The organism is Xanthomonas bonasiae, assembly GCF_017163705.1.
Lineage (GTDB): Bacteria > Pseudomonadota > Gammaproteobacteria > Xanthomonadales > Xanthomonadaceae > Xanthomonas_A > Xanthomonas_A bonasiae.
This window is the reverse complement of the sequence record NZ_JAFIWB010000023.1, coordinates 46160-66173: the sequence shown is the minus strand read 5'-3', so window position 1 is coordinate 66173 and position 20014 is coordinate 46160. Positions and strand designations below refer to the sequence as shown.

The window sequence follows — 20014 nt, the reverse complement described above, 5'->3', positions numbered from 1 at the left end:
CCGCATGACCGCCCTCCTGCGCATCCTCGCCTGGCTGCTGGCGCTGGCATTGGTCGCGCTGCCGGTGGTGGCGGTGCTCAACGGCTGGGTCGGTGCCGAGCGCTGGCCGCTGAGCCGGCTGCAGGTCAGCGGCGATTTCAAGCGCGTGCCGGCCGAGCAGTTGCGCCAGGTGGTGCTGCCGTATGCGCGCCGCGGGTTCTTCGCGGTCCGCCTGCAGGACGCGCAGGACGCGATCGAACGGTTGCCGTGGGTGGAAAGCGCGCGGGTGCGCAAGCGCTGGCCGGACGTGCTGGAAGTGCGCGTCACCGAACACCGTCCGTTCGCGCGCTGGGGCAGCGACCGCATGCTGTCCGAGCAGGGCCGCATCTTCGCGCTGCCGAGCGAACTGCGCGGCATGGCGTTGCCGCAACTGGCCGGCCCGGACGCCAAGGCGCAGGACGTGGTCGCGCTGTACAACGAATCGCGCGCGCTGTTCGCGCCGGCCGGGCTGCAGGTCGACGGCGTGGCGATGGACGCGCGCGGCAGCTGGTCGCTGCAGCTGGGCAACGGCGTGCAGGTCGTGGTCGGCCGCGACGACGCCCGCGCCCGCCTGGCGCGCTTCGCCCGCGTGCTGCCGCAACTGGCCACGCCGGAACAGGCGCCGATCGCGCGCGCCGACCTGCGCTACACCAATGGATTCACGGTCGAAAGGCAGGGATTGGAGATTCGGGATTCGGGATCGGGAAAGAAACCGGCTTCCCAACGCTCCGCTTCCGCCGACCTTCCCAGCATTCCAAGCCCTCCTGCTTTTACCAATCCCCAATCCCGAATCCCAAATCCCGGCTCCAAGACATGAACCGCAAAGGCGACAAATCCCTCATCGTTGGACTGGACATCGGCACCTCCAAGGTCGTCGCGCTGGTCGGCGAGTACTCGCCCGGCAATCCGATCGAGGTGATCGGCATCGGTTCGCACGAATCGCGCGGGCTCAAGCGCGGCGTGGTGGTGGACATCGAATCCACCGTGCAGTCGATCCAGCGCGCGGTCGAGGAAGCGGAGCTGATGGCCGGCTGCGAGATCCGCTCGGTGTACGCGTCGATCTCCGGCAACCACGTGCAATGCAAGAACTCGCCCGGCATCGTGCCGATCCGCGACGGCGAGGTCACCTGGAACGACCTGGACCGGGTGCTGGAAGCGGCCAAGGCGGTGGCGATCCCGGCCGACCAGCGCATCCTGCACGCGATCCCGCGCGAGTACGTGCTCGACGATTCGCAGGAAGGCATCCGCAACCCGGTCGGCATGACCGGCGTGCGCCTGGAGGTGCACGCGCACCTGGTGGTGTGCGCGCAGTCGGCCGCGGCCAACATCAGCAAGTGCGTGCAGCGCTGCGGCCTGCAGGTGGACGACCTGATCCTGTCCTCGCTGGCGTCCTCGGTGGCGGTGCTGACCGCCGACGAGCGCGAGCTGGGCGTGGTGCTGGTCGACATGGGCGCCGGCACCACCGACCTGGCGGTGTTCGTGCAGGGCGCGATCTGCCACACCGCCTCGCTGCCGATCGCCGGCGACCACGTCACCAACGACATCGCGCACATGCTGCGCACGCCCACCCCGGAAGCCGAGCAGATCAAGGTGCGCTACGCCTGCGCGCTGGCGCAGCTGGCCACCGCCGAGGAAAGCATCCAGGTGCCGAGCGTCGGCGACCGCCCGCCGCGGCGCATGCCGCGCCATTCGCTGGCGCAGGCGGTGCAGGGCCGCTACGAGGAGATCTTCGAGATGGTGCAGGCCGAACTGCGCCGCTCCGGTTTCGAGGAACTGGTGCGCGCCGGCATGGTGTTGACCGGCGGCGCCTCGAAGATGGAAGGCGTGGTCGAACTGGCCGAGGAAATGGTGCAGATGCCGGTCCGCGTGGGCATCCCGCAGCACGTCACCGGCCTGGGCGAAGTGGTCGGCAACCCGGTGCACGCCACCGGCGTGGGCCTGCTGCTGATGGGCAGCCAGATCGAACACCCACGGCGCCCGTCGCTGCCCACCGGCCGCGCCGGCAGCCTGTTCAAGAAATTGAAGAATTGGTATCGCGGTGAGTTTTGAGGGCCGGGATTCGGGATTCGGGATTTGGGATTCGTAAGAGCAAGCAAAAGCAAGAAAGCGGAGAGCGGAGAGCGGAGAGAGGGTAGGCGACAGGTTTTTTTTGTAGTGATTCCGCCGCGGAGCGGGCAACGGTGTTGGGCGATCGCGCTTTTGCGAATCCCCACTCCCGAATCCCGAATCCCGGCTTCCAAACAACAACACTCGCCGGACGGAGAGGCGGGATGCAGGATCGGAGTGCTTCCGAATCCCCAATCCCGAATCCCGAATCCCGGCTCAAAGAGGACACGGACATGGCGCATTTCGAACTGATTGAAAAGATGGCACCCAACGCGGTAATCAAGGTGGTCGGCGTGGGCGGCGGCGGCGGCAACGCGGTCGCGCACATGGTCAGCAGCAGCGTGGACGGCGTGGAGTTCATCACCGCCAACACCGACTCGCAGGCGATCAAGAACTGCGGCGCCAAGCTGCAGCTGCAGCTCGGCACCAACGTCACCAAGGGCCTGGGCGCCGGCGCGAACCCGGAAGTCGGCCGCCAGGCCGCACTGGAAGATCGCGAACGCATCATGGACGCGCTGCAGGGCGCGGACATGGTGTTCATCACCGCCGGCATGGGCGGCGGCACCGGCACCGGCGCTGCCCCCGTGGTCGCGCAGCTGGCCAAGGAGATGGGCATCCTGACCGTCGCCGTGGTCACCAAGCCGTTCCCGTTCGAAGGCCGCCGGCGCATGCAGGTCGCGCTGAAGGGTATCGAGGAACTGAGCCAGCATTGCGACTCGCTGATCACCATCCCCAACGAGAAGCTGATCACCGTGCTCGGCCGCAACGCCACGATGATCCAGGCGTTCCGCGCCGCCAACGACGTGCTGCAGGGCGCCGTGCAGGGCATCGCCGACCTGATCGTGCGTCCGGGCCTGATCAACGTCGACTTCGCCGACGTGCGCACCGTGATGTCGGAAATGGGCCTGGCGATGATGGGCACCGGCTCGGCCCGCGGCGACGACCGCGCGCAGGCCGCGGCCGAAGCGGCGATCCAGAACCCGCTGCTGGACGACGTCAACCTGGCCGGCGCCAACGGCATCCTGGTCAACATCACCGCCGGTCCGGACTTCACCATGGCCGAGTTCGACGAGATCGGCCGCACCATCGAAGGCTTCGCCTCGGAAGACGCGACCGTCGTGGTCGGCACCGTGCTCGACCCGGACATGCAGGACGAAGTGCGCGTGACCGTGGTCGCCACCGGCCTGAACCGTGCCGTGTCGCGCCAGACCCAGCGTCCGGAGCAGCGCGCGCCGATCAAGCTGGTGCGCAACGCGACCACCGGCCAGCCGGAATTCGGCGACTTCGAGCATGGCGGCGACGCCGTGTCCAAGGCGGTCGGCGGCGCGATGGGCCTGGGCCTGCGGCGTCCGAGCAGCGATGCGATGGGCGCTTCGGCACCGGCACCGGCGGCGGCCGATCTGCCCAACGATTACCTGGATATTCCCGCGTTCCTGCGTCGCCAGGCCGACTGATGCCGTCCCTGGCGCGACAGGTCGGCTTGCGGATGGCCCAGCCTGGCCATCCGTGGCCAGGCGCGGGTCGGCGTGCGAAGCAGTGCTTCGCAAGCACGCCGCCCGCCCTGCGCCGCCAGGCCGACTGACGTTTCGCCAGGCCGGCCCTGCGCCGGCCGCAACACCGCCGATCGGGCCTGTCCGCCCGGGCGGCGCGCCGTGTCCTTTGCTGCCGGGTCGTTTCGACCCGGCAGGTTTTTGCGACCGCGACGCCGGCCTGCGCCAGCGTTGCGCAAATAGGACGCTGTGACCGTCTTGTTAAAATTTGGCTAAACGCGTGATATTCTCAATTCCGTTCAGTTCCCGTCTGAGCGGACGTTCCCAGACTGTCTCCCATGACCCAGCAACGCACCCTCAAGAACACGATCCGCGCCACCGGCGTGGGCCTGCATAGCGGCGACAAGGTGTACATGACCCTGCGTCCTGCGCCGGCCGATCACGGCATCGTGTTCCGGCGCGTCGACCTGGAACCGGCAGTGGAAGTGCCGGCCGATGCCGAGCTGGTCACCGAGACCACGCTGTGCACCGGACTCAGTCGCGGCGACGCCAAGATCCAGACGGTGGAACACCTGATGTCGGCGATGGCCGGCCTCGGCGTGGACAACGCCATCGTCGAGCTGTCCTCGGCCGAATTGCCGATCATGGACGGCTCGTCCGGCCCGTTCGTGTTCCTGCTGCAGTCGGCAGGCATCGTCGAGCAGGGCAAGCCCAAGCGCTTCATCCGCATCAAGCGTCCGGTGGAAGTGCGCGACGGCGACAAGATCGCCCGCTTCGAGCCGTACGACGGCTACAAGCTGGGCTTCACCATCCAGTTCGACCACCCGATGATCCCGGCCAAGCAGTCGCGCCAGGAAATCGAGTTCTCGACCATGGCCTACATCAAGGAAATCTCCCGCGCGCGCACCTTCGGGTTCATGCGCGATCTGGAGTACATGCGCGAACGCAATCTGGGCCTGGGCGGGTCGATGGACAACGCCATCGTGCTCGACGAGTTCCGCGTGCTCAACGACGATGGCCTGCGTTACGCCGACGAGTTCGTGCGGCACAAGATCCTCGATGCGATCGGCGATCTGTACCTGGCCGGCGGCGCCATCCTCGGTGCCTACGAAGGCTACAAATCCGGCCATGCGCTGAACAACAAGCTGGTGCGCGCGCTGCTCGCCGAGCAGGCCGCGTGGGAGTGGGTGAGCTTCGATTCCAAGGCCGTGCCGGCACCGGTGGCCTACGGGGCCGTGGCTTACGCCTAAAGTTTTCCGCCCCGCGGCCGGGGGCGGTCCGGGATCACGGAATGGGCGATCCGTCGCACCTTTGACCCCGCTTAACTTCTATTTAACGAATCGATAACGACCTCGACGCCTGCGCCCGCTAGGATGCGTCGGGTCGTGACGTGCGTGTCTACGTACGCAGACCGCGCCGGCCGGAGGCCGTCGCTGCTTCAGGCGTCGTGGAATCGACGTCCTGCAAGGACGCCAGCGCGTCGCGCAATCCCTTGTGCGTCGCCGCGGAAACCGGTGCTGGCTTGCTTCTTGCCTGTTGCATTGGGGAATGCGCGGATGCAGTCGCAGTCTTGACGGTCACCCTGGTGGCCTTCAGCCCGAGGGACCGGGCCGCAGCGAGGATATCGGCCTCGGCGAGCCTTACCCGGGCGTGCCAGACCGGAGAGTCAACGAGAAAAACGAGCTGTTCGCCGTTCACATTGGCTAACCGACACCGGGAGGCCAGGTTCGGCGGCAGATGGGGGCGCAACTGTCGGTCCAGCGCGTCGAGCCACAAGGCACGCCGCAACGGGTCGCCCACCTTGTCCGCCAATGCGGCGTCCAACGCCGGCATCGGCGCGGTGGTATGGCCCTCGCCGGACTTTCGCTTAGACATGAAAACTCATATGGCGTTTAAGAAGATCGTAATCAATTCGCGTGAAAAGGGGATAAAGGACCTGCCGTGGCGGCTGCGCGAGTTCGCAGACCGGCGTCCCCTTGCCGTGCTGGGCACGGTGCTGGCGGTGGGCATGGTACTCGGCATCGGCGTCAGCGCCGCGACCGGCTTCGTCGGTTCGGCGCAGCTGCGGGCCAAGGTGGAGCGGCAGGACGCGGAGCTGGCGCAGGTGCGCCGCGACGCGCAGACCCAGGTCAACGCGCTGGCCGCGCGACTGGGCGAGCTGCAGGCGCAGGCCACGCGCCTGAACGCGCTGGGCGAACGCCTGACCCGCATGGGCAAGCTGCAGGACGGCGAATTCGACTTCGACCAGCCGGTCGGCGTCGGTGGCGGCGACGACGAGGTCAGCCAGGACATGCCGGCGCCGCAGCTGAGCAAGGAACTGGACGGGCTGCAGCAGCAGTTCGCCACCTCCGGCCAGCAGCTGTCGGTGCTCGAATCGCTGCTGTTCGACCACCAGCTCGACCAGAACGCGGTGCCGTCGCGGATGCCGATCCGCAACAGCTACATCACCTCCGGTTTCGGCGGCCGCGCCGATCCGTTCGGCCGCGGCGCCGGCAACCACAAGGGCATCGACTTCCACGCCAACGTCGGCGACCCGGTGCTGGCCGTGGCCGACGGCGTGGTCAGCTACTCGGGCGTGCGCGGCGGCTACGGCAACGTGGTCGAGGTCGATCACGGCAACGGGTATGTCACCCGCTACGCGCACAATTCGCGCTTGTCGGTGAAGGTCGGCGACCTGGTGCGGGTCGGCCAGGAAGTGGCCAAGGCCGGTTCCACCGGCCGTTCCACCGGCGCGCACGTGCATTTCGAGGTGTGGAAGGACGGCGTGGTGATGAATCCGGCCAAGTTCCTCGGCGATGGCGCCACGCCGGTGGGCCGCCGCGGCCGCGGCTGACGCAGCGCTGGGGCGGCGATGCCGGCGCTTGAATCGCCGGAGCCCGCCCCAAGCTACAATAGGCTTTGCCACGACAGGGCGCCTCGCGCCCTGTTTCGTTTGCGGCCCGCCGATTCCCTGGGGATCGGGCCGTATGGGCGTTCCTTTCCAACCGGTTCCTTCAATGATCAACAGTCTGCTTACTCGCGTTTTCGGTAGTCGCAACGAACGCCAGCTGCGTCAGCTCCACCGTATCGTCGCCAAGGTCAATGCGCTGGAACCGGAGATGGAGCAGCTCTCCGACGCGCAGCTGCAGGCCAAGACCCCGGAACTGCGCGGGCGCATCGCCGGCGGCGAGAGCCTGGACAAGGTGCTGCCGGAAGCGTTCGCGGTGTGCCGCGAGGCCAGCCGCCGCGTGCTCGGCATGCGCCACTACGACGTGCAGCTGATCGGCGGCATGGTCCTGCACCTGGGCAAGATCGCGGAAATGCGCACCGGCGAAGGCAAGACCCTGGTGGCGACGCTGCCGGTGTACCTCAACGCGCTGGAAGACAAGGGCGTGCACGTGGTCACCGTCAACGACTACCTGGCACGCCGCGACGCCGCGCAGATGGGCAAGCTGTACAACTGGCTGGGGCTGAGCGTGGGCGTGGTCTATCCGGGCATGCCGCACAGCGACAAGCACGCCGCCTACGCCGCCGACATCACCTACGGCACCAACAACGAATTCGGCTTCGACTACCTGCGCGACAACATGGCGCTGTCCAAGGCCGACCGCTACCAGCGCGGCCTGAACTACGCCATCGTCGACGAAGTGGACTCGATCCTGATCGACGAGGCGCGCACCCCGCTGATCATCTCCGGCCCGGCCGACGATTCGCCGGAGCTGTACATCCGCGTCAACCGCATCGTGCCGCAGCTGACCAAGCAGGAGTCCGAGGAAGGCGAGGGCGACTTCTGGGTCGACGAGAAGGGCAAGCAGGTGCACCTGTCCGAGGCGGGCATGGAGCACGCCGAAGAGCTGCTGCGCGCCGCCGGCATCCTGACCAACGACGAGGACCGCCTGTACGGCGCGCAGAACCTCAGCGTGGTGCATCACCTCAACGCCGCGCTGCGCGCGCATGCGATCTACCAGCGCGACGTGGACTACATCGTGCGCGACGGCGAAGTGGTCATCGTCGACGAATTCACCGGCCGCACCCTGCCGGGCCGGCGCTGGTCCGACGGCCTGCACCAGGCGGTGGAAGCGAAGGAAGGCGTGCCGGTGCAGCGCGAGAACCAGACCCTGGCCAGCATCACCTTCCAGAACCTGTTCCGCATGTACAAGAAGCTGTCCGGCATGACCGGTACGGCCGACACCGAAGCCTACGAATTCCAGAGCATCTACAACCTGGAAGTGGTGGTGATCCCGACCAACCGCCCGACCATCCGCAAGGACTGGCCGGACCAGGTGTTCCTCAACCGCCAGGGCAAGTTCAACGCGGTGCTCGCCGACATCGAGGATTGCGCCAAGCGCGGCCAGCCGGTGCTGGTCGGCACCACCTCGATCGAGACCTCGGAGATGCTGTCCGAGCACCTGCGCAAGGCCGGGGTCAAGCACGAGGTGCTCAACGCCAAGCAGCACGAGCGCGAGGCGCAGATCGTCGCCAACGCCGGCCAGCCGGGCGCGGTGACCATCGCCACCAACATGGCCGGCCGCGGTACCGACATCGTGCTCGGCGGCTCGCTGGAAGCGGAGCTGCACGCGCTGGGCGAGGACCTGAGCGACGCCGAGCGCGCGCGCCTGAAGGCGGCCTGGCAGGAGCGCCACGACGCGGTCAAGGCCGCCGGCGGCCTGCACATCATCGGCACCGAGCGCCACGAGTCGCGGCGTATCGACAACCAGCTGCGCGGCCGTTCCGGCCGCCAGGGCGATCCGGGTTCCTCGCGCTTCTACCTGTCGCTGGAAGACAACCTGATGCGCATCTTCGCCTCCGACTGGGTGCAGAAGGCGATGCGGATGATGGGCATGAAGGAAGACGACGTCATCGAGGACCGCATGGTCAGCCGCCAGATCGAGAAGGCGCAGCGCAAGGTCGAGGCGCACAACTTCGACATCCGCAAGAACCTGCTCGACTTCGACGACGTCAACAACGACCAGCGCAAGGTGATCTACGCGCAGCGCGACGAACTGCTCGACGCCGAGTCGGTCAAGGACAACGTCGACGGCATCCGCGACGACGTGATCTACGACCTGGTGGCGCGCTTCGTGCCGCCGAATTCGATCGACGAGCAGTGGGACCTGGCCGGGCTGGAAGCGACCCTGGCCAGCGACCTGGGCCTGTCGCTGTCGCTGACCGACCTGGTCAAGCGTCACGAGGAACTGGACGCGGCCGGCATCGCCGAGAAGGTGCGCGAGGAAGTCGATCGCCACTTCCAGGAGAAGGAGACCGCGGTCGGCGGCGAGACCATGCGCGCGCTGGAGAAGCACGTGATGCTGACCGTGCTCGACCAGAGCTGGAAGGAGCATCTGGCGCGCATGGACTACCTGCGCCAGGGCATCCACCTGCGCGGTTACGCGCAGAAGCAGCCCAAGCAGGAATACAAGAAGGAAGCCTTCGAACTGTTCTCGGAGATGCTCGAGCACGCCAAGCGCGAGGTGGTGACCTTGCTGGCGCGCGTGCGCATCCGCAGCGAGGAAGAGGTGGCGGCGCTGGAAGCGCAGGAACGGCAGCAGATGGAGGCGCAGTTGCGCCAGGCGCAGTTCCAGCACCAGGACGTCGGCGGCTACAGCGCTGACGAGGAAGCCGAGCAGGTCGCGCTGGGCGCCAACGCGCCGCAGGTGGCGCAGGTCACCCGCGAGGCGCCCAAGGTCGGCCGCAACGATCCGTGCCCGTGCGGCAGCGGCAAGAAGTACAAGCATTGCCATGGGCAGTTGAGTTAAGAGCGCTGTTGCGCAATCGCGCAACAGCCCCACGCTTTGCTTCGCAAAACGTGGGCCCCAGCTCATCTCTCCCCAAATCCCCGCGCCTATCGGCGCGCCCCCTTCACTAAAGGGGGCTCGGCTCCAGATGGGGTGCGGTGATTGGTCAAACCCTTGTATCTGCAGCCCCGCCTTGTGCGGGGCGCTTTGTTTGGGGGACGGCCCGGACGGGGGGGCTTGTCTGTGTGGCGTGTCGCGCGTTCTGCGGGTAGGGTGCCGGGTGTCGCCATTGCCGTTGGATGCATGCCGTGGAGCGTTCCGCCAGTCTTGAATTGAAGGTGTTCGTGCCGGCGCGGGACTTCGCGCTGTCCGTGGAGTTCTATCGCGAGGTGGGATTCGTGGCGGAGCCGCTTGGCGACGGCCTCGTCTGTTTCCGCCATGGCGAGCGCTGTGCGTTCCTGCTGCAGGATTCCTACGAGCAGGCACTGGCGCACAACCTGATGCTGCACCTGTGGGTGGAGGATGCCGATGCCTGGTGGCGGCGGCTGGGTGCCGCGGATCTGGCCGGCCGCTTTGGCGCGCGCCTTGGTGAGCCGGAGGATCGGCCGTGGGGCATGCGCGACTTCACCCTGCACGATCCGGGCGGGGTGCTGTGGCGGATCGGGCACGACTTGCCCGGGTGAGCGGGGAGCGGGCGTCCGGGCGGTGGCGGTACCGCCGGCACAGCTGTCCGTGGGTGTATCCATTCGCATGGCCGCATGCGGTCGGTTTCGTCGTTGTTGCCGCGTCGTCCAGGCCGTCGCCTCGCCGTACGTTGGCCGAATGCGTGCGGATCGCTGCCGCGATACGCGGATCGCCGACGATGTGAACCGGATTCATTGCGTTGGCACCGCCGAAGACGGCAAGCTTGCGCCATGTCCGAACCGCTCAGATCCATCCATGTCGTCGCCGGGGTCATCACCGATGCCCGCGGCCGTATCTTGCTGGCCCGGCGTACCGAGGGCCGCGACCTCGCCGGCCTGTGGGAGTTCCCCGGCGGCAAGCGCGAACCGGGCGAGACCTCCGAGCAGGCCCTGGTGCGCGAGCTGCAGGAGGAACTGGGCATCGAGGCGACGGTCGGCGCGCAGCTGATGGAAGTGCCGCAGCGCTATCCGGACAAACGGCTGCGTCTGGAGATGCGCCAGGTACTGTCGTGGAAGGGCACCGCCCGCGGCCGCGAGGGCCAGGCGCTGACCTGGGTGGCGCCGGACAAGCTGAGCCGCTACGCGATGCCGCCGGCCGACCAGCCGGTGGTGGCGATGCTGCGCCAGCCCGATCGCTATCTGGTGACGCCGGAGCCGGTCGATCCCGAGCGCTGGCTGGCGTCGCTGGAACGCGCGCTGCAAGGCGGCGTGCAGCGCGTGCAGTTGCGTGCGCGCAGCCTGCCGGCCGGGCACTGGCAGCCGCTGGCGCGGGCCGCGGCGGCGCTGTGCGCGGCGCGCGGCGCGCAGGTGCTGGTCAATCGCGATCTCGCGCTGGCGCAGGAGTTGGGGGTCGGCGTGCACCTCGGCGCGGAGCAGTTGCCGCAGTTCGACGCGCGTCCGTTGCCGGCCGGGCAATGCGTTGCCGCGTCCTGCCATCGCGTCGAAGAGCTGCACGCGGCGCAGCGGCTCGGCTGCGATTTCGCCGTGGTCGGCCCGCTGGCCGCCACCGCCAGCCATCCCGGCGCCGCGCCGCTGGGGTGGGAGGCGTTCGAGCGCCTGCGCGAGGAAGTGGCGCTGCCGCTGTACCCGATCGGCGGCCTGCTGCCGGCGCAGGTGGCCGAAGCGCGGCGCCATGGCGGCCAGGGAATCGCCGCGATCCGTGGGCTGTGGCCGTTGGACGTGGACGCCGCCTGAGCGGGGGTTGTGGGAGCGACTTCAGTCGCGACGGGCAGTACAAGGGATGCCTGCCGCGATCGAAGTAACTCCTCCAGCATCGCGCCGATTGCGAATTCCCAAGCCGAAAGCGCGCTAGAAACTGATCCAGAAACAGTTGTACTGGCGGCGCAGGCCCAGCACCGTCGATGTCGGGGTCGCGCTGCTGCCGAGGGTCTGCTCCAGGCGCAACCCGGTCGCGCGTGCGCGCGGCGGTGCGGCGTTGTCGCCGGCCGATGTTTGGGGTGTTCCGGCGGCGGCATCGGGTGGGCGTTGCTCGGCAGCGGCCAACGTGCCGGACGCCGGGCGCGTGGCCGCGGGGTCAGCCGCCTGCGCCGATGGGTCCGGCAACACCGGCACGATCGCCACCAACGGACGCTGGGTGATCGCGTCGAGGCGGTCGAGGATGCGCCGCGCCGCCTCGTCCGAGACGCCGTTCCACCAATACAGCGTGGACAGGCGATTGACGTCGCGCGCGTCCACCGCGGTGCGGATCTGCTGCGCCAGTTCGCTGAGCCGGCGCACGCATTGCGGCCGGTACAGGCCGCTGGCGCCTTCGCTGGCCGCACTGGGCGCGGTGCGCGGCGGCAAACGGTCGATCGCACCCAGGTCTTCGCAACGGCGATCGCTGAACACCGTGGCGCCGTCGGCGCCGGTGCAGCGATTCACCTTCTGCGCGGCGGCAGGCGCGGCGCACAGGCACAGCAACAAGAGGATCGACGGGGGCGCACGCATCGCGCCAGCCTAGCCGCAGGCCTGGTGTGTGGGAAGCTGCGCCAGGTGAAGGTGCAGGCGGCAGCGTTGGCGAGGCGTGTCAGTGCGAACTGAGGGATAAGGACATCGGTCCTGATCCTTCGCGAGCATGGTGTGTCTGACTGCTTCGCTCGTCGCGGCTGAAGCCGCTCCTACAAGGTTTCGGACGGGCGGGCGCCGGGAGTCTTGTAGGAGGGGCTTCAGCCCCGACCGGTTGGTTCCGACGCCGGCCAAGTTTCCCACTCCGTTTGTCGCGGCTGAAGCCGCTCCTACAGGGGATTGTGCGCGGCGCTGCGAAGGCTTTTGTGGGAGGGACTTCAGTCCCGACGCTGTCCACCATCGGGATGCCTGCAGCTTCGCCGATTGCCGCCGAAGCTGCAGACGCCGCTCACGCCAAGCGCGACAGCACGCCGACGGTGGGCTTGGCCAGGTTGAGCGTGTAGAAGTGCAGCGACGGCGCGCCGCCGGCGAGCAGGCGTTCGCACAGCGCCGCGACCAGGTCGGCGCCGAACTCTCGGATCGCCTCGGCATCGTCGCCCAGGGCCTGCATGCGCTTGCCGATCCAGCGCGGGATCTCCGCGCCGCACTGCTCGGAGAAACGCCGCAGCTGGCTGAAATTGGAGATCGGCATGATCCCCGGCACGATCGGGATCTGCACGCCGAGCTTGCGCACCGCGTCGACGAAATGGAAATACGCGTCGGCGTTGTAGAAGTACTGGGTGATCGCGCCGTCGGCGCCGGCGTCGACCTTGGCCTTGAAGTGGCGCAAGTCGCTCAACGCGTCGCTGGCCTGCGGATGCGTTTCCGGATACGCACCGACCTCAAGATGGAAGGCGTCGCCGTGCTCGGCGCGGATGAAGGCGATCAGGTCCGCGGCGTAGCGCAGGTCGCCGGGGTGGCCCATGCCCGAGGGCAGATCGCCGCGCAGCGCGACCAGGCGCCGGCAGCCGATCGCGCGGTAGAGCTTGAGCAACTCGCGGATCTCTTCGCGGCTGCCGCCGACGCAGGACAGGTGCGGCGCCGCCTCGAAGCCGTGGTGCTGCTTCAGATGGCGCACCGTCTCGGAGGTGTAGCTCAGCGTCGAGCCGCCAGCGCCGAAGGTGCACGACACGTACTCCGGTGCGTAGGTCTTCAGGCGCGCGGCGGTGCGGTCCAGCTGCGCACGCTGTTCGTCGGTCTTGGGCGGGTAGAACTCGAAACTGATGGCGGTCATGGGCGCGGCGCGTCAGGTGATTGTCCGAGTATATCTCTCCATCCGGATGGATGTGCGATCAGGCCCGATTCCGGCTGTCCGCTGGCCGGCCGGCTCACGAGCGGCGGTGCTGCATGGAAGATGGTCGAAATGCCGCCCATATGCGTCATCGCACGGTCGATGGGCGCCGTGCCAAGCGCGCAATGCAGTCGGCTGCGACCGATGTGCATGGCGCGCGCGCGAATCGCCGCTGTTCGTGAGTGCCGGCCTGCAAACGCCAGCCGGGATCGCGCGGATGGCACCGGCTGCGGCACAGCCGTGCGGCAGCGGGCGCCGCCGCACGGCTACGCAAGGTGCGCCAGGATCAGCGCTTCCACATCCGCGCCTGCCGCGGCGGCAGGCTGAAGGTGTAGCTGCTGCTGGAAATGCGCACCACGCTGCCCGAGCCGAGCGCGTCGCTGTAGTCCACGTTCCAGCGCAGCACGCTGCCGCTCATCGCCACCGTGGCGCTGACCGCGGTACCGCACTTGTTGATGCCGACGATGCCCAGATCGCCGCGGCGGAACAGCAGGTGGCAGGCATCGTGCGACAGCACCTGCATGTCGCTGCCCTGCGCGGCGTTGTGGAAGCCGATCATGCGCTTGAGGTCGTCGCGCTGGTAGGCGTCCACCCAGCGGTTGTCGCCGCTCTCGTTGTTGTCCGAGTACACCATCGGCACGCCGCCGTCGCGGCCGAGCAGATACGCGTAGGCCAGGGTCTCGTCGACCGGGTCGAGGATCGCGTAGCGGAAGCCGGCGTTGTTGGGAATGTCGTGGGTGACCGCGAAGGTCACCGCGCGGTTGCCGGGCAGCGCCTGGCCGTAGGCGCCTGGATCGACCAGCAGGTCCATGCTGCCGCCGTAGGCGAACGCGTTGCGGATCGAATTGAACAGCGGGAAATCGTAGGCCGCGTGCGGCGTGGCCTGCAGGTAGGGCGCGAGGAACTGGTCGTAGTCGGCGTTGCCGGCGCCGCCGCCGGTGATGACTTCGCCGAACACGTGCACCCCGGAACGGATGCCGGCATCGAGCACGCGGTTGAGGTGGTCGAAGGTCATGTGCTTGGCCGCGTCGATGCGGAAGCCGGTGACGCCCAGCGCCTTCAGCGACTGCAGATAGCTGCGCTCCTGCTGCACCACCCAGTCGTTGCCGACCAGGTCGGGCAGGCCCGGATCGCTGCCGCCGCCGCAGATGCGGTAGGTGCGGACCTGGTAGGCGTCGGTGTAGTCGGTGATGCATTGCGCCGGACCGAAATCGCCGGCGCCGAGGAAGTTCACCGACAGGTCGCCGAACAGCCGCAGCGATGCGTAGCGCGACGGATCCGCGGCGTACTGCGACAGCACCGCGCTGCCGGGATAGTTCAGGTCCGGGCGCGTCGCCGCCTCGTTGGCCATGTGGTTGAGCACCACGTCGGCATAGGTTTCCACGCCGACATCGGCCAGCGCCTGCACCATGCTGGCGAAGTCCTCGGTGTCGCCGAGCGGGTTGTCGATCACGCGCATGTCCTGCGGCTGGTAGCGCGCCCACCAGGCGCTGCCCTGCGAGCGGTAGGCCGGCGCCACCATCACCTTGTGATAGCCGGCCGCGGCGATCTGCGCCGCGCGCGCTTCCACGGTGGCATAGGGCCAGTTGAAGGCGTGCAGGATGACATCGGCCTGGGCGCTGGCGGTGGCCAGGGTCAGCAGCAGGCCGACGAGGAACAGGCGCCAGCGGTGCGGGCGCAATGGAGCGATTGCAGCGGCGGGCAGTTCGCGCATCACACAGATCTCCTTCGGTCGGGACGCCGCGCATGCCGGGCGCGCTGCGTGGCGTCGGGAAATCCGGCCCCCTTCCGGACGCGCCGCACACGGCGTGCGGCGCTGCGTGGATGCTAAGCGCGCATCGCGGCGCAGCATGCGCGGGCTACATACGTATTCATTGCATTGGCCGATGCAAAGCGGGATCGGCATCTGGTTCTGTCGGCGCTGTGCGGCGCGCGAGCGCATTGCATGCGAGGCATGCATGTCGATGCGGCCGCGAGCTTGCATGGCCGCGGTGGCCGGCGTTTCCCGATGCTAAAGTCACCCGCCTCACCTGCAGATGCGGACTCGCACGATGACACTCGAAACCTTCTATCCGATCGGCACGCCCGGCATTCCCTGGGGGCAAGCGGAAAAGGCGGCGTGGCTGGCGCGGCAGCGTCGCCAGCGCAGCTACCAAACGGACGTGGTGGCGGCGATCGAGCGCATGCGCGGGCCGCTGGAGATCGTCGAGTACGGTGTGCTGGAGTACGCCGGGGAGCGTTATCCGCTGCTGGCGTTGCGCAGTCGCGCGTGGGACGACGCGTTGCCGTGCATGCTGGTGACCGGCGGCGTGCATGGCTACGAAACCAGCGGCGTGCATGGTGCGCTGCAGTTCGCCGACCGCCACGCGGCCGAGCACGCCGGCCGCGTCAACCTGCTGGTTGCGCCGTGCGTGAGTCCATGGGCCTACGAGCGCATCCATCGCTGGAATGCCGACGCCATCGATCCCAACCGGTCGTTCCGCGAGGACAGCCCGGCGCAGGAATCGGCCGCGCTGCTGCGCTTGGTCGTGCCGCTGCGCGGGCGCGTCGCGATGCACATCGACCTGCACGAAACCACCGACAGCGACGAATCCGAGTTCCGGCCGGCGCTGGCCGCGCGCGATGGCGTCGCCTACGAGCCTGGCGGCATTCCCGACGGCTTCTATCTGGTCGGCGACAGCGAGAATCCGCAGCCGGCGTTCCAGCAGGCGGTGGTGGCCGCGGTCGCGCAGGTCACTCATATCGCGCCCGCCGATGCCGAGGGCGAGATCATCGGTTCGCCGGTGGTGGCGCATGGCGTCATCAACTACCCGGTGAAAAAGCTGGGCTTGTGCGCGGGCATCAGCGATGCGCGTTACACCACGACCACCGAGGTCTACCCCGACAGCCCAACGGCGACGCCGGAGCAATGCAATGCCGCGCAGGTGGCGGCGATCCGTGCGGCGATCGGCTACGCGTTGGCACATCCGCACTAGACGCCGGGCGTTTAAGTCGGCACATGCTGCGTGGCTGCGCACTGGCAGGCATCGCCGCGCCGCGCCGACTCTTTTGCAGGACCGGTTTCGACCAGGGGCTCTAGCGGCAAGGCGTCCGGGTTGAACCCCCTCCTGCAGAACGCGGTGCGCAACGGCGGCCTGGCCGAATCGATGCGATGACGCTCCCCACCTGGGGGACGGTGGTCATGGTGTGCATCGCCCGGTGAGCGCGCTACGCTTGATCTCTCCTCGTGACCGTCGCCGCCATGTCCATCGTCCTGACCCCCTTCGCCCGCACCCGCCTGTTCCCGCGCGACGCGCGCCGCAACGCGATCCAGGACTGCACGCCGGAACAGTTCGAGCGCCAGCTCAACGACGCCACGCCGCTGCGGGTGCTGGACGGCTACGCGCCGTTCTGCAAGCTGCACGTGCATCCCAACTGGACCTCCACCCGCTGCCTGACCGTGCCGATCACCGAGGCCAATCGCCACCTGCTGCGTTCCGGCTACGAAGCGCGCAGCAGGGAAGAGTTGCCGGTGCTGGTGCGCTGGTTCGAAGGCGTCGAGCCGCCGGTCGCTTCATATCTGCTGCCGATCCTCTACAGTCGCGAACAATTGGCGCGCGAGGGTGCGCCGATCGAAGCAGAATGGGGCGTGGTCGGTTGCCTCTACACCGCCGAACCGCAGGAGATCCCGATGGCACCGATCACCATGCTGCGCAACGCGCTGGGCGTGGAAGAGGGCGGCTCGGGCGTGGCGCTGGATCGTGAGGCCTACCGGCGCAGCGTGGCGTTCTGGGAGAGCAATGCGAATTGGCGGCCATAGTGGCCACGAGACGCTAGGCCGGTCACGGCATTTCGCCCGAACGTGTCAATGTCTGGTTTGAGCTCGCGCCAGCAGAAGGTCTCGGCGCCGTTCCAGGCGCGACTTGTCGTGCAGATAGAGGCCCGGTGCCCAGAGGATGGCAACGACCGTGGCCGCTTCGGCATCCGACAGCGCACTGGCAGGCTTTGCGTAGAGTTTCTGCGACAGCTGGCTGATGCCATGTCCGGCGCCGTTGTAGGACAAGGTGCTGTACAACGCCAGGAGTTGGTCCTGCGACAGGTGCAGCGACACCAGAAGATCCCACAGGACGACGCGCACATGCCAGGAAAGCGCGTTCTCGTGACGTGGCGTGCCCAGGCGCGCCAGCAGCAAGCGGGCGACGGCGGTGGATGGCGGATAGGTGGAGCGATGCGCCGCATCGATGTAGCGGCGGATCGACGCCGGTGGATCGCGATCTTCTGGCGGAGCGCGGTTCAGAAGCGCTCGAATTTCCATTTGGCGCGGCTGAAATGCCAGGACGTCGTAGGCGGCGATCGCGGCGATTGATGCAAGCAAAAGTGCCGCGACAGATTTCAGCGTCGATAAGGCGATGCTTTTCATCGGCAACCGCCCATGAGCAGGTCAAGCCGCGAAGCCGGCTCGGCGCGCATGGGATTCCCCGTCTGTTGGCTGAAAGCGCTGGGCGAGAAGGCTGCCAGCATCATTGCCTTATCAACGATCGCCGAATTCGGGGTGGATATACCGTCGGCGCAACAATGAGCAGCGATGAAGTCTCTCTGCGGTCCGGCCCAACGTACGCGAGCGAGGCTGGGAAATGGTCAGTCTGCGCACATCGCATGGACGCGGCCGCCTTCGATGTATTTGTAACAACCGAAGGTTGCGACCCACGCTGAACAACTGCCGATTGCTGCTACGCCCAGCGGCAAGTTTTCAGCAACCAGGCAGCTTCCCTGGCACTGCGCGCTATCGGTGCATATCTTGAGTGCATCGGTCGTCCTGACCGCGCAAGATTTCGGACCGCCGGGCAAGCCCTGTTCCGACCAGAACTGGCCGGCCGCCTTGCATGCGGACTCGGTCGAAGGGATGGCTGGTTTTTCGGCCAATGGAATCTCTGTCAATTGCTTATGCTGCAGATCTCTGACGCAGCCCATGGAAAGCAGAAACAGGGCGAGGCACGGCAATGATCGTTTCATGATCGCCGCCTGTCGATTCGTTGGTGGGGGACCGCTCGGGTAGCGGATCCGAGTAGGCTTTCAAGCCATCGGGACGCCCTGCCGGTGTCACGCGCGGGTCTGATCATGATATCCGTTCCCTGGATGCAGGCCGATGCGACGCTATCACCGGCCTCCATCGTGTACAAGCGACCGCTGGTCACTGGAACTCGGCCGTTTCCGCGATGACCGGATTTTTCTCGAAAGCGCCTGGCCACCAACAAAGAACGGGCGCCTTTCGGCGCCCGTTCTCTTAGCTCTTCGCGTTAGACGGATAAACCCGCCAACCACTCAGTACCGGTAATGCTCCGGCTTGTACGGCCCGTCGACCGACACGCCGAGGTAGGCGGCCTGGTCGTCGCTGAGCTTGGTCAGCTTCACGCCGATCTTTTCCAGGTGCAGGCGCGCCACTTCTTCGTCCAGCTTCTTCGGCAGGCGGTAGACCTGCTTTTCGTAGCTGTCCTTGTTCTGCCACAGGTCGATCTGCGCCAGGGTCTGGTTGGCGAAGCTGTTGGACATCACGAAGCTGGGGTGGCCGGTGGCGCAGCCCAGGTTGACCAGGCGGCCTTCGGCCAGCAGGAAGATCGCGTTGCCGTTCGGGAACACGAACTTGTCCACCTGCGGCTTGATGTTGATCTTCTGCACGCCGGGATACTTGTACAGCGCCTCGACCTGGATCTCGTTGTCGAAGTGGCCGATGTTGCAGACGATGGCCTGGTCCTTCATCTGCGTCAGGTGCTCGATGCGGATGATGTCCTTGTTGCCGGTGGTGGTGACGTAGATGTCGGCCTGGCCCAGGCTGTCTTCGACGGTGTTGACCTCGAAGCCTTCCATCGCCGCCTGCAGCGCGCAGATCGGGTCGATCTCGGTGACGATGACGCGGGCGCCGTAGGCGCGCAGGCTGTGCGCCGAACCCTTGCCGACATCGCCGTAGCCGCAGACCACTGCGACCTTGCCGGCCAGCATCACGTCCATCGCGCGCTTGAGGCCGTCGGCCAGCGATTCGCGGCAGCCGTACAGGTTGTCGAACTTGCTCTTGGTCACCGAGTCGTTGACGTTGATCGACGGCACCAGCAGGGTGCCGGCTTCGGCCAGCTGGTACAGGCGGTGCACGCCGGTGGTGGTTTCCTCGGACACGCCCTTCCAGTCCTTGACCACGCGGGTCCAGTAACCGGGGCGCTCGACCGCCACGCGCTTGAGCAGGTCCTTGATCACCTGCTCTTCGTGCGAGGACGCGGGTTCGTCCACCCACTTGGAGCCGTTCTCCAGCTCGTAGCCCTTGTGGATCAGCAGGGTGACGTCGCCGCCGTCGTCCACCACCAGCTCCGGGCCGGTCTGGGTGCCGTCGGCCAGGGTGAAGGTCAGCGCGTCGAGGGTGCAGTCCCAGTATTCCTCCAGGCTCTCGCCCTTCCAGGCGAACACCGGAGTGCCGGTGACGGCGATCGCCGCGGCGGCGTGGTCCTGGGTGGAGAAGATGTTGCACGAGGCCCAGCGCACGTCGGCGCCGATGTCCTTCAGGGTCTCGATCAGCACCGCGGTCTGGATGGTCATGTGCAGCGAGCCGGTCACGCGCACGCCGGCCAGCGGCTTGGCGGCGGCGTACTGGCGGCGGATCGACATCAGGCCCGGCATCTCGTGCTCGGCGATGTCCAGCTCCTTGCGGCCCCAATCGGCCAGGGAGATGTCGGCGACCTTGTAGTCGCCCTCGGTGGAAAAGCTCTTGCGTACAGCGTTCATCGGTAGTGCTCCGGTCAATGG

General features: G+C 67.4%; 17 protein-coding genes. 10 read left to right on the top strand and 7 right to left on the bottom strand.

Going from position 1 to position 20014, the window contains the following annotated elements; translation table 11 throughout:
• Nucleotides 1-4: 4 nt before the first annotated feature.
• From JR064_RS17280 to lpxC, 4 genes are all read left to right on the top strand, one after another.
• Nucleotides 5-835, top strand: a complete 831-nt coding sequence (locus JR064_RS17280; protein WP_206230560.1) for a cell division protein FtsQ/DivIB — start codon at nt 5-7, stop codon at nt 833-835.
• Entirely contained in the window at nt 832-2067 is a 1236-nt protein-coding gene (ftsA, locus tag JR064_RS17275; protein ID WP_003465508.1) for a cell division protein FtsA, read from the top strand. The genes JR064_RS17280 and ftsA overlap by 4 nt, the downstream gene beginning before the upstream one ends.
• 290 nt (nt 2068-2357) lie before the next feature.
• Complete coding sequence (ftsZ, locus tag JR064_RS17270; RefSeq protein ID WP_046979230.1) at nt 2358-3578, top strand: cell division protein FtsZ; 1221 nt, start codon at nt 2358-2360, stop codon at nt 3576-3578.
• A gap of 374 nt (nt 3579-3952) precedes the next feature.
• A complete protein-coding gene (lpxC, locus tag JR064_RS17265) occupies nt 3953-4864 on the top strand; it encodes a UDP-3-O-acyl-N-acetylglucosamine deacetylase (protein WP_179568377.1) in 912 nt (303 codons plus the stop codon).
• 148 nt (nt 4865-5012) lie between these two features.
• Here lpxC and JR064_RS17260 read toward each other — a convergent pair whose 3' ends face one another.
• Nucleotides 5013-5489, bottom strand: a complete 477-nt coding sequence (locus JR064_RS17260; protein ID WP_191825498.1) for a DciA family protein — start codon at nt 5487-5489, stop codon at nt 5013-5015.
• Nucleotides 5490-5499: 10 nt separating this feature from the next.
• Here JR064_RS17260 and JR064_RS17255 point away from each other — a divergent pair, with 10 nt between their 5' ends.
• The 4 genes from JR064_RS17255 (at nt 5500) to JR064_RS17240 (ending at nt 11205) form a co-directional block, all read left to right on the top strand.
• Nucleotides 5500-6447, top strand: coding sequence for a M23 family metallopeptidase (locus JR064_RS17255; protein ID WP_179568373.1), 948 nt, complete (start codon nt 5500-5502; stop codon nt 6445-6447).
• A 163-nt stretch (nt 6448-6610) separates the two neighbouring features.
• Nucleotides 6611-9349 (top strand): preprotein translocase subunit SecA, encoded by a 2739-nt coding sequence (gene secA / locus JR064_RS17250; protein WP_191825499.1) that lies wholly within the window; start codon nt 6611-6613, stop codon nt 9347-9349.
• Between the two features lie 278 nt (nt 9350-9627).
• The gene (locus JR064_RS17245) at nt 9628-10011 is read left to right on the top strand and encodes a VOC family protein (protein ID WP_425510310.1); all 384 of its coding nucleotides are present in this window, start codon (nt 9628-9630) and stop codon (nt 10009-10011) included.
• 231 nt (nt 10012-10242) lie between these two features.
• Nucleotides 10243-11205, top strand: coding sequence for a Nudix family hydrolase (locus tag JR064_RS17240; protein ID WP_179568367.1), 963 nt, complete (start codon nt 10243-10245; stop codon nt 11203-11205).
• A gap of 114 nt (nt 11206-11319) precedes the next feature.
• Here JR064_RS17240 and JR064_RS17235 read toward each other — a convergent pair whose 3' ends face one another.
• From JR064_RS17235 to JR064_RS17225, 3 genes are all read right to left on the bottom strand, one after another.
• Nucleotides 11320-11958: a DUF4124 domain-containing protein gene (locus JR064_RS17235; protein WP_206230558.1), complete on the bottom strand. Its 639-nt coding sequence runs from the start codon at nt 11956-11958 to the stop codon at nt 11320-11322.
• 406 nt (nt 11959-12364) lie between these two features.
• Nucleotides 12365-13189, bottom strand: a complete 825-nt coding sequence (gene metF / locus JR064_RS17230) for a methylenetetrahydrofolate reductase [NAD(P)H] (RefSeq protein WP_179568363.1) — start codon at nt 13187-13189, stop codon at nt 12365-12367.
• A gap of 343 nt (nt 13190-13532) precedes the next feature.
• Nucleotides 13533-14960 carry an alpha-amylase family protein gene (locus JR064_RS17225; RefSeq protein WP_206230557.1) on the bottom strand — a complete coding sequence of 476 codons (1428 nt, stop codon included), beginning with the start codon at nt 14958-14960 and terminating at the stop codon, nt 13533-13535.
• Between the two features lie 337 nt (nt 14961-15297).
• Here JR064_RS17225 and JR064_RS17220 point away from each other — a divergent pair, with 337 nt between their 5' ends.
• A complete protein-coding gene (locus JR064_RS17220; protein WP_206230556.1) occupies nt 15298-16221 on the top strand; it encodes a M14 family metallopeptidase in 924 nt (307 codons plus the stop codon).
• 266 nt (nt 16222-16487) lie between these two features.
• Complete coding sequence (locus JR064_RS17215) at nt 16488-17045, top strand: DUF3228 family protein (RefSeq protein WP_206230555.1); 558 nt, start codon at nt 16488-16490, stop codon at nt 17043-17045.
• A 45-nt stretch (nt 17046-17090) separates the two neighbouring features.
• On the opposite strand, the gene JR064_RS17210 is transcribed toward JR064_RS17215, so the two are convergent.
• The 3 genes from JR064_RS17210 to ahcY form a co-directional block, all read right to left on the bottom strand.
• Nucleotides 17091-17645 (bottom strand): transglycosylase domain-containing protein, encoded by a 555-nt coding sequence (locus tag JR064_RS17210; protein WP_206230554.1) that lies wholly within the window; start codon nt 17643-17645, stop codon nt 17091-17093.
• A 218-nt stretch (nt 17646-17863) separates the two neighbouring features.
• A complete protein-coding gene (locus JR064_RS17205; protein ID WP_179568353.1) occupies nt 17864-18238 on the bottom strand; it encodes a hypothetical protein in 375 nt (124 codons plus the stop codon).
• A 309-nt stretch (nt 18239-18547) separates the two neighbouring features.
• Nucleotides 18548-19993 carry an adenosylhomocysteinase gene (gene ahcY / locus JR064_RS17200; RefSeq protein WP_145705491.1) on the bottom strand — a complete coding sequence of 482 codons (1446 nt, stop codon included), beginning with the start codon at nt 19991-19993 and terminating at the stop codon, nt 18548-18550.
• Between the last annotated feature and the right edge of the window lie 21 nt (nt 19994-20014).

Bases quoted from the DNA above. Each gene is read 5' to 3' on its own strand.
- JR064_RS17280 (WP_206230560.1), top strand. From the start codon at position 5: ATGACCGCCCTCCTGCGCATCCTCGCCTGGCTGCTGGCGCTGGCATTG.
- ftsA (WP_003465508.1), top strand. From the start codon at position 832: ATGAACCGCAAAGGCGACAAATCCCTCATCGTTGGACTGGACATCGGC.
- ftsZ (WP_046979230.1), top strand. From the start codon at position 2,358: ATGGCGCATTTCGAACTGATTGAAAAGATGGCACCCAACGCGGTAATC.
- lpxC (WP_179568377.1), top strand. From the start codon at position 3,953: ATGACCCAGCAACGCACCCTCAAGAACACGATCCGCGCCACCGGCGTG.
- JR064_RS17260 (WP_191825498.1), bottom strand. From the start codon at position 5,489: ATGTCTAAGCGAAAGTCCGGCGAGGGCCATACCACCGCGCCGATGCCG.
- JR064_RS17255 (WP_179568373.1), top strand. From the start codon at position 5,500: ATGGCGTTTAAGAAGATCGTAATCAATTCGCGTGAAAAGGGGATAAAG.
- secA (WP_191825499.1), top strand. From the start codon at position 6,611: ATGATCAACAGTCTGCTTACTCGCGTTTTCGGTAGTCGCAACGAACGC.
- JR064_RS17245 (WP_425510310.1), top strand. From the start codon at position 9,628: ATGCATGCCGTGGAGCGTTCCGCCAGTCTTGAATTGAAGGTGTTCGTG.
- JR064_RS17240 (WP_179568367.1), top strand. From the start codon at position 10,243: ATGTCCGAACCGCTCAGATCCATCCATGTCGTCGCCGGGGTCATCACC.
- JR064_RS17235 (WP_206230558.1), bottom strand. From the start codon at position 11,958: ATGCGTGCGCCCCCGTCGATCCTCTTGTTGCTGTGCCTGTGCGCCGCG.
- metF (WP_179568363.1), bottom strand. From the start codon at position 13,189: ATGACCGCCATCAGTTTCGAGTTCTACCCGCCCAAGACCGACGAACAG.
- JR064_RS17225 (WP_206230557.1), bottom strand. From the start codon at position 14,960: ATGCGCGAACTGCCCGCCGCTGCAATCGCTCCATTGCGCCCGCACCGC.
- JR064_RS17220 (WP_206230556.1), top strand. From the start codon at position 15,298: ATGACACTCGAAACCTTCTATCCGATCGGCACGCCCGGCATTCCCTGG.
- JR064_RS17215 (WP_206230555.1), top strand. From the start codon at position 16,488: ATGTCCATCGTCCTGACCCCCTTCGCCCGCACCCGCCTGTTCCCGCGC.
- JR064_RS17210 (WP_206230554.1), bottom strand. From the start codon at position 17,645: ATGAAAAGCATCGCCTTATCGACGCTGAAATCTGTCGCGGCACTTTTG.
- JR064_RS17205 (WP_179568353.1), bottom strand. From the start codon at position 18,238: ATGAAACGATCATTGCCGTGCCTCGCCCTGTTTCTGCTTTCCATGGGC.
- ahcY (WP_145705491.1), bottom strand. From the start codon at position 19,993: ATGAACGCTGTACGCAAGAGCTTTTCCACCGAGGGCGACTACAAGGTC.